The organism is Thermostichus sp. MS-CIW-25 (assembly GCF_054060015.1).
In genome coordinates, this window is record NZ_JBSSCS010000069.1 from 1 (window position 1) to 6,946 (window position 6,946).

A 6,946-nucleotide genomic window follows, 5' to 3' on the forward strand; every position below is an offset into this window, starting at 1 on the left:
AACTCTTTGCCGCAAATCCAAAGAATGAGTCGGCATTCCTTTCTCTCCTTCCTCTTGAATACCTGTACCCTATTTTAAATTAAAAGGCTGTATCTGTCTATTGCGAGATGCTGGCTTAGATGTGGCATCGCTCTCAGAGGAAGCTCCAGGTACTAAAGATTTCGAGGTCTTGGCTAGAGCTGCACAAGAGAAGCGGATTATATTGACTTTTGATCGGGATTAGCGTCCTTTGTAAGTCTAGCTTGTCCAAATCTGGAATGGACTCTGGAAGAGCGTTAAACAACTTGCGAAACTGGGCAGTGGTGCGAGATTTCACAGCGTTTCGGGGTTTAATTCTTCCGTCTTGCCTGCTTGATACTCGGCTATTGCCTCGGCACCGAGTTTTGCTAACATATCCGCTGAAGAAGCAAAGGATTCTTCCCATCGCTGATCGTCTTCTAGCTCATCAAGAATCAGGCTGGCAATTGCATTTTGCTCCTCTGTGGGTAGAGCTTTTAACTTGCTAATCGCTTTCTCCAGCAGTTCTGTCATCATTTGCATTCTCCCAAATAGGCGGTTTTATCTATATAACTTAATCTCTTAGCTTTGTCGTGCCAATGGTTGCTTCACTATCCCAAAAGGGCGAGGGATCTTCTTGCAAGCAGGATAACAGGCTGAGTTGATCGGCTTCTACGGCTTCGCTACGCAAGCTATCGGAACAAGCTGGCTGGTATGGGCGCTTGACCGGAGTGGGCACACTCAGTTCCGTCAAGGGATTTTCTGTGAGGGCATAGCGCAGGGCTTTGCGCCAACCGATATTCCCGTGATCGACACCCCCTGTCGCCGCTGCTGTCATGGTGTAAAGCCACCAGCGCTCTTCTGGACGCAGCCCTCTCCAGTTGCGAATGGCATTGGGGATCGCCTCCGGTTTGGCCCGTTCTACTGCCCAAGCCAGCACCAGCAATTCCTTCCCCAGCAGACGTTCTACGAGGTTGCGGCCAGTTGTCCAACGGCTCGGATTCATTTTTTTCGCCCGCAGGCGGTCATTAAACTCTTGTTTGAGATCCTCAGCAATCTGGCTCCAGATAGACCGGCTGAGAACACAGCGCTCCGCAATGTCCGGCTGTCCGTTGATGCCCGCCTTGATGCCATAGACTTCGTAAATCAGCACAGGAGCGGTTCTGCCGGCAGGTATTTCGACCACAAAGTGGTGGGGATCAACGGTTTTGGGACAGCCGAACCCCACCGTCTCCCATTTTTTATCGCTCACTGCTCTACCTCTCCCGGCTCAGGATTGATTTCCAACCGATGCAAAAAGACTTCCAAATCGTGGCCGCTGCTGAAGTGTAGTTCGTTCAAGCGCAGACTCACCTCTGCCGTCTCATTGCCCAAAGCCTGACGTGCTATCGCAATAAACTGCTCAATGTCTTCCGCTTTTACCACCATATCGCTTCCAAAACGGGTGGTGATGGCTCGGTTCCCTTCCCCCACGGTTAGGGAGATCCCACCCGCCAGTCGCACACCCAAAGCCTTGCACTGATTGATGGCCGTATAACTCGCCTTATTTCCTTGCAGGTTGAGGCGCTTGTGCAGCTTAGCCGGTTTGTTTTTGTCAATCACCGGCCCTTTTTGGTCGAGCGCCGGGATCGTGAAGTTGCGAGTGGTGCTCACCCCTTGATCTTCGGCGTAGGCATAGATGGTAACGGCTTCTGATCCCTCTAGTTCGATGGGGCCAGTGTAGAGGGTGCCTTCCCGTGGGTTAATGCCCGTGGTGTTCCAGCGAATTTGACCACGGGGTTTCACGGTTAGCTCTACGGTGCGCTTGCCGCCGCCAATACGAGGCTGGTGGGTGAGGGTCAGCGTATTCTTCCAAGCATAGACATCCCCTGTCTCGTGCCGGCCATCCGGGTCAATGGCGACAAACCACAGGGCAGTGGCATCGGTTGTCCAGATCGTATCGGGCACCACAGGGCTGTTGGCATCCACATTGGGCGTGTAGCTGTAGTGAACACGGCCATTTTTGCCCGCATCTCGAGGCAGAATTTCCAAGGTAGCCGTACCGGTGCGGTCATCGTATTCTCGCTGGGTGATGGCTACGGATGTGCGGGGGGGCGGAAAGGGCCCCTTTTCGATGTATCCATCTTCGGTGTACCGCCAGCGACCTTGGCTGACGGCTATCTGCCGCAGGGTATCCATTCCTTTGGGGGGCAACCAGGGCCAGCGCTCGTTGGTGATGGTGCGGGAAACCACGTCTCGCCAAGGGATACGCCGCTCTCCCCCTGCCGGCCACAACAGGTCTTCTGCTCGCGACAGCAACGCCTCGGCATTGGCTTCCACATCGACATACAGCTTGGATGCACCGACATCGGATAGGGCTTTTTCGATCTGCTCTTCAGCATGGAAGGTATTGCCCGTAAAGGTCATGGAGAGCTTGGTAGGAGTCAGTTTGCCCTTGATGGGGTAATAGACCCGATTGAACAGGCTGACCACAGTGGCGTTAAAGTCGTAGGCGGCTTGTTCGGCCTCTTCCTCCAGTTCTGCTTTGTGGGGGGATTTGTCTCCACCGGTTTCTTCCAGTACTCGGGCAACGGCCCACAAACGACGGGTTTTGTCTTCTAGGCTGGCCAGATTGGAGCCATCTCCGGTAACCACACAAAAGTTGTTCTTCTCGGGAACACTTTCCCAAAACTGCTGGGCCTCTTCTGGGGGTGTTTTGCTGTCTGGGCTGAGTACCAGGCACACCCGCGGGCCATTGAGGCGAATCTCATCAATTTTGGGCAGGGCTTGCACCTCTTGATAGGCAATCCGCCGTTGGGGTCGGAAAATTTCTTCCAGCCGCCGCTTCATTTCCGCATCAATTTTCGGCTGGGGAGCGTTGCGGGCACGGCTATCAATGCGCTTACGCAGGTTCTCGATGTTGGAAAAGTACCAAGCATCGTTTTCTTTGCGGTGCAGGTACCAGGCGTTGGCACGGAACGCTTGAAAAGCATCCTGAAATTCGCTGACATTCCGCTGAGGAGCTACTAGGTATTCCAAAAATTGCCCCTCGGTAAAGCCTTTCACGGCATCAACTGATTCAGACAGAGAGGCAGTCAACAGCAGGGCAGCAATCTGACTGGCAGCATCATGGCCCAGTTTTTGATCCACCAGTTCAGCGACAGCAGTGCCATTGGCCGCAATATCGTGGGCAATCGCTCCCTGTAGATTGCTGATTTTGTTGATCTCTTCCCGCACATCTGGGATGTTGAGGTTCAGATGCTGGCAACCGATCAGGTAGACATCGTTGCTGGGACGCTCCCATACCGACTGGATTATTTTTGAAACAAACTGCATCAAGCCGCGAGTTTGACGGTAGCTTTCGTTTTCCTTAAATAGGGCAATGATGTGCTTAACCGAAGGATGGAAAGGGTAAGAAGCATGAATTTCGGCGGCAATTTGTTCGGCAGTTTTGGCAATTGATTTGGCTCTGGCTGCATCTCCCAGCACTTTTGCGTAGGCAGAAGCAACTGCATCAATGGTTTGTACATTGGGCAGGGAGCTAAATAGCCGCTTGCGGAGAATGTCGTAAATTTCCGATGTGCCCAGGTCTACCGGTGTGATGGATCGCGCTTGGCGGTTGGTTTCTTGAGCGAAGTTACCGATTGCTTTTTGCAGTTCCCGTGAGGCTCCTTCGTAGCTGCCGGATAGGTTGGAAATGACAATGCAGCAGCGCTTTAACTTCAAGGCGGCACTCAGCAGGTTCGATAGGGCGTAGGTTGTCACTTGCGCCAATGTACCTCCGCCCACCATGCGGGTAATGGCGTAGTCGAAGTAGGGCGGCAGCTCGTCCAATAGAATGAGGGTGGGTTCATCTCCAATTAAATCAATCCAATCCTGCTCACTGGGGGCATCTGCTCCGTGCTGCCAAAATTTGACAAAAGCCTCTTCTTTCCCCAGTTGCCGGGCAATCTCTCCCCAAATAAACCGTTGCTCGAACTTGAGGCGTCCATTAATGGCAACCAGTTTAGCGTCGGCAAAAGGAGCATCTTGAGTGATGTCTGGCACAACCTCGGCACGCAAAGCGGCATCCCGCGCCAGCAACCCTAGGGCAATCATGGAGTGGGTTTTACCACCCCCCATCGCCTGTTTGAGTTCAAACACCGCTTGGTCGGAGCGACCTGCCAGCCGTTTGAGCCCCTGACGCAGCAACAGATCCATCCCGCGGGTAATGTGGTTTTTGGCGAAGAATGCCCGGGCATCCTCTGCTGTATGCTCGATAACATTCGACAGATTTTCAATTTGCTCAACTATGGCGTAGTTCAAGGCCATAGGATGAATTTGACAAACGTCTTTGACGGTGGGAATCATTGCGGCTAGCTCCTGCTACCCAAGATGGTGACCCTCTCTTCAACTAAAGGAACTGTGGGGGGTGTTCAGTATTTAGCAGAGCTGACACAGGCAGGCAAGGGCGGCTGTTCGATATTCATGTCCCGCCTTGTTTGGGATGCGACGGTCAGGATGGGGATCCCTCTGTGAGGATTTGGTTAACCTTTTCTGTCCACTGGGGATCTTCAGGTGCAATCACTATGCTCTTGGGTCGGGATCCCAGTTCCCGATAGATGGGCTCCACTGCGGGAGTGCCCCGCAACTGCCAAGCTATGTCTTTGAGCTGTTGAGTGGTCAAGGTCGATAAATCAAGGATGGTCATGTGGATAGCTCCCCCTCTGGGCCAGTGAATCTCTGTAGCTTCGACCCGTTGTGCTTTACCTCAAGATAAACGGAGAGGGTGGGATTCGAACCCACGGTGGCGTGAACCACGGCAGTTTTCAAGACTGCTTCCTTAAACCGCTCGGACACCTCTCCAAACTGCTGGGATCCCCAGGCTTTACTTATGTTACGCAATGGGTTTCTGGCTGTGCAATCGCTGCCGACCACAACCCCCACAGATTTACCCGCCACTGCCGCCGGAGACCTGAGTGGACGCCTGATGGTTGCGAATGGCCCGCTTGACCAAATTGAGGAAGGCAAAGGCCCGTTGGTCGGTGGGATCCAAGCGCATTACCGTTTGAAAGGCTGCTTCTGCCTGCTGTAGAACGGCCAGATCGATTTGTCCGTCCTCATCTGCTTCCAGTTGGGCCTTTTGCAAGAGGAGGGCCCCTCGATTGTAATGGGCTGCCACATGGTTGGGATCTGCCGCCAAAACGGCTTCCAGCTCTGTCAGGGCCGGATCCAGATAGCCGCTCATGCCCAGTACCCAGGCCAGCTTGTAACGAGCTTCGGTATGGGTTGGATCGGCAGCAACCGCCTGGCGAAACGCTTGGATGGCAGCCTGGAAATCGCCCGCTTGTACCGCTGCGATGCCTTCTTGGTAGCTGTCGTGAGCCATGAGCAAGTTGGGGGTTGACTGGGAAGCTGGCGTGAGGAAGGGATCCCTTACCTGTAGATTAACCCTTGCCAAACCGGTGGCTCCCAATTCCCATCCCAGGTACCGAGAACAGAGCCGTGCCCCCGCTGGTTTACCGTCTTTTCCCTCTTGGGGGTGCCATCTGCAGCAGGAGAAACTGCCGCGGCAAGAGATTGGAGATTGCGCAAAGCCTGACCCGCATAACCTGCGCCCCTTCCTAGGATGAACATAGCCATTGATTGGGTGTGAACCATGAATGCCAAACTGCTTTTCCTACCGCTGGCTTTGGGGCTGTCTGTGGCTCCGACCACCGCTGTTTTTCCGCAAACCCTAGGCATCTACCCTCCTTTACAAAGGCTGCAACTGGCCGATACCCGTCAGTTGGATGTTGGCACCCGCTCCATCATTGTCAACCCCGTTCCTTCCGACCTGCGGGTGAATCTGGAGCTGGATCGGCGCGGGTCTAACCCCATCTACCGGCCTGGCGAGCCGATTTCTATTACCCTGAGCACCAACCGCGATGCCTACGTCTACTTGTTCAGCATCCAAGCCGATGGCCGTACTCACCTGATTTTGCCCAACCGCTTTTCCGGCGGCAACGAGTTTCTGCGGGCCGGAGAAGTGCGCACCTTCCCACCGCCGGGGGCCAGCTACCGGTTGACCATCGCTCCGCCTTTCGGTCAAGCCCAGGTGTTGGCGGTGGCCTCTCCCCGTCCTCTCAACTTCCAGGAGATCGCCTCTTTCGAGCAGAGTGGATCCTTTGCCGATGTGCGGGTGCGGGGATCCCAACTGGGCAATGCCATTGCCCGCGCCATTATTGTCGAGGGGATCCCTTCCGACCAGTGGGTGACGGCCACTCGGTTCTATCGGGTTGCCCCGCGCTAATCCAAGCTCTGAGACCTCAGGTGGATGGCCCGCACAGGATCCCCTTCATCGGGTATATGACCAGCCCCACCGTTCAAGCTGGGAAGGAAGTCAACCACCCCAAAGGCTGCCCAAAGATTGGGTTCATCTGCCACAATGAGAGCAGCCAAAGGTAGTCTCGGCTACGTCCTGTGTGGTTCTGGGTCAGCCGTTCTATGTCCCCTTCCTCCAATCCCCTGAGCGAGCAGATTCGCAGTATTGACGACCATCTCTCCCGCCGACCCCTGGATCTGGATCCGGCGGGCTATTTCGTCATCTACTTGGATCGGGAGCAGAACCTCATTTGCGCCAAGTACTACAGCACCGTCATCAATGAGCGGGGGCTGGCCACCGATCCGGAAACAGGAGCTGTGATCCCGGCCAAGGGCTCCGTCAACCGATCCCCTGAACGGGTGTATGTTGGGCGCACGGCCAAAGAACTGTGTGTACAGATCTTTGAAAAGGAGCAGGAGAGAGTGGTCTCCCAGCTCAGCCATGCGGCCTACTTGGGAAGGGAGTTTCAAAAAGCCGAAGCTGCCCTGATCTCTGGCGAGGAGTACATCCAAGACTGATCCCTTCCCAGAAAGCTCACCAAATTTTCGGGCTGGAGGCCCGCACCATAGCCGCAGGCTTGGTGTCGGGAGGAAAGCCCTCCTCCATATAGGTTTGCTGGTCAAAAGT

8 protein-coding genes and 1 tRNA gene are annotated in these 6,946 nt (G+C 54.7%); 3 read left to right on the plus strand and 6 right to left on the minus strand.

The features are described from left to right. The first annotated feature begins 100 nt into the window (after positions 1–100). Positions 101–223, plus strand: coding sequence for a DUF5615 family PIN-like protein (locus tag ACVWZ1_RS14075; RefSeq protein ID WP_457503729.1), 123 nt, complete (start codon positions 101–103; stop codon positions 221–223). An 89-nt stretch (positions 224–312) separates the two neighbouring features. Here the strand turns inward: ACVWZ1_RS14075 and ACVWZ1_RS14080 are convergent, their stop codons facing one another. The 6 genes from ACVWZ1_RS14080 to ACVWZ1_RS14105 all read right to left on the minus strand — a co-directional run bounded on the left by ACVWZ1_RS14080 (position 313) and on the right by ACVWZ1_RS14105 (position 5,416). After that, complete coding sequence (locus tag ACVWZ1_RS14080) at positions 313–531, minus strand: hypothetical protein (RefSeq protein WP_041437369.1); 219 nt, start codon at positions 529–531, stop codon at positions 313–315. 40 nt (positions 532–571) lie between these two features. Next, positions 572–1,249: an anti-phage-associated DUF3780 domain-containing protein gene (locus ACVWZ1_RS14085; protein ID WP_083757646.1), complete on the minus strand. Its 678-nt coding sequence runs from the start codon at positions 1,247–1,249 to the stop codon at positions 572–574. Beyond that, a complete protein-coding gene (locus tag ACVWZ1_RS14090) occupies positions 1,246–4,326 on the minus strand; it encodes an anti-phage-associated DUF499 domain-containing protein (protein WP_457503730.1) in 3,081 nt (1,026 codons plus the stop codon). Before ACVWZ1_RS14090 ends, ACVWZ1_RS14085 begins: the two co-directional genes overlap by 4 nt. 145 nt (positions 4,327–4,471) lie before the next feature. Beyond that, entirely contained in the window at positions 4,472–4,666 is a 195-nt protein-coding gene (locus tag ACVWZ1_RS14095; protein WP_011433320.1) for a hypothetical protein, read from the minus strand. A gap of 70 nt (positions 4,667–4,736) precedes the next feature. Then, positions 4,737–4,821: transfer RNA gene (locus ACVWZ1_RS14100), tRNA-Ser, on the minus strand. Positions 4,822–4,906: 85 nt separating this feature from the next. Beyond that, positions 4,907–5,416, minus strand: a complete 510-nt coding sequence (locus tag ACVWZ1_RS14105; RefSeq protein WP_457503731.1) for a tetratricopeptide repeat protein — start codon at positions 5,414–5,416, stop codon at positions 4,907–4,909. 198 nt (positions 5,417–5,614) lie between these two features. On the opposite strand from ACVWZ1_RS14105, the gene ACVWZ1_RS14110 reads away from it, so the two are divergent. After that, positions 5,615–6,247 (plus strand): DUF4384 domain-containing protein, encoded by a 633-nt coding sequence (locus ACVWZ1_RS14110; RefSeq protein WP_414407604.1) that lies wholly within the window; start codon positions 5,615–5,617, stop codon positions 6,245–6,247. Positions 6,248–6,441: 194 nt separating this feature from the next. Continuing rightward, positions 6,442–6,837, plus strand: a complete 396-nt coding sequence (locus ACVWZ1_RS14115) for a DUF4346 domain-containing protein (protein ID WP_414407603.1) — start codon at positions 6,442–6,444, stop codon at positions 6,835–6,837. Positions 6,838–6,946: the final 109 nt, after the last annotated feature.

Bases quoted from the DNA above. Each gene is read 5' to 3' on its own strand.
- ACVWZ1_RS14110 (WP_414407604.1), top strand. From the start codon at position 5,615: ATGAATGCCAAACTGCTTTTCCTACCGCTGGCTTTGGGGCTGTCTGTG.
- ACVWZ1_RS14090 (WP_457503730.1), bottom strand. From the start codon at position 4,326: ATGATTCCCACCGTCAAAGACGTTTGTCAAATTCATCCTATGGCCTTG.
- ACVWZ1_RS14115 (WP_414407603.1), top strand. From the start codon at position 6,442: ATGTCCCCTTCCTCCAATCCCCTGAGCGAGCAGATTCGCAGTATTGAC.
- ACVWZ1_RS14080 (WP_041437369.1), bottom strand. From the start codon at position 531: ATGACAGAACTGCTGGAGAAAGCGATTAGCAAGTTAAAAGCTCTACCC.
- ACVWZ1_RS14095 (WP_011433320.1), bottom strand. From the start codon at position 4,666: ATGACCATCCTTGATTTATCGACCTTGACCACTCAACAGCTCAAAGAC.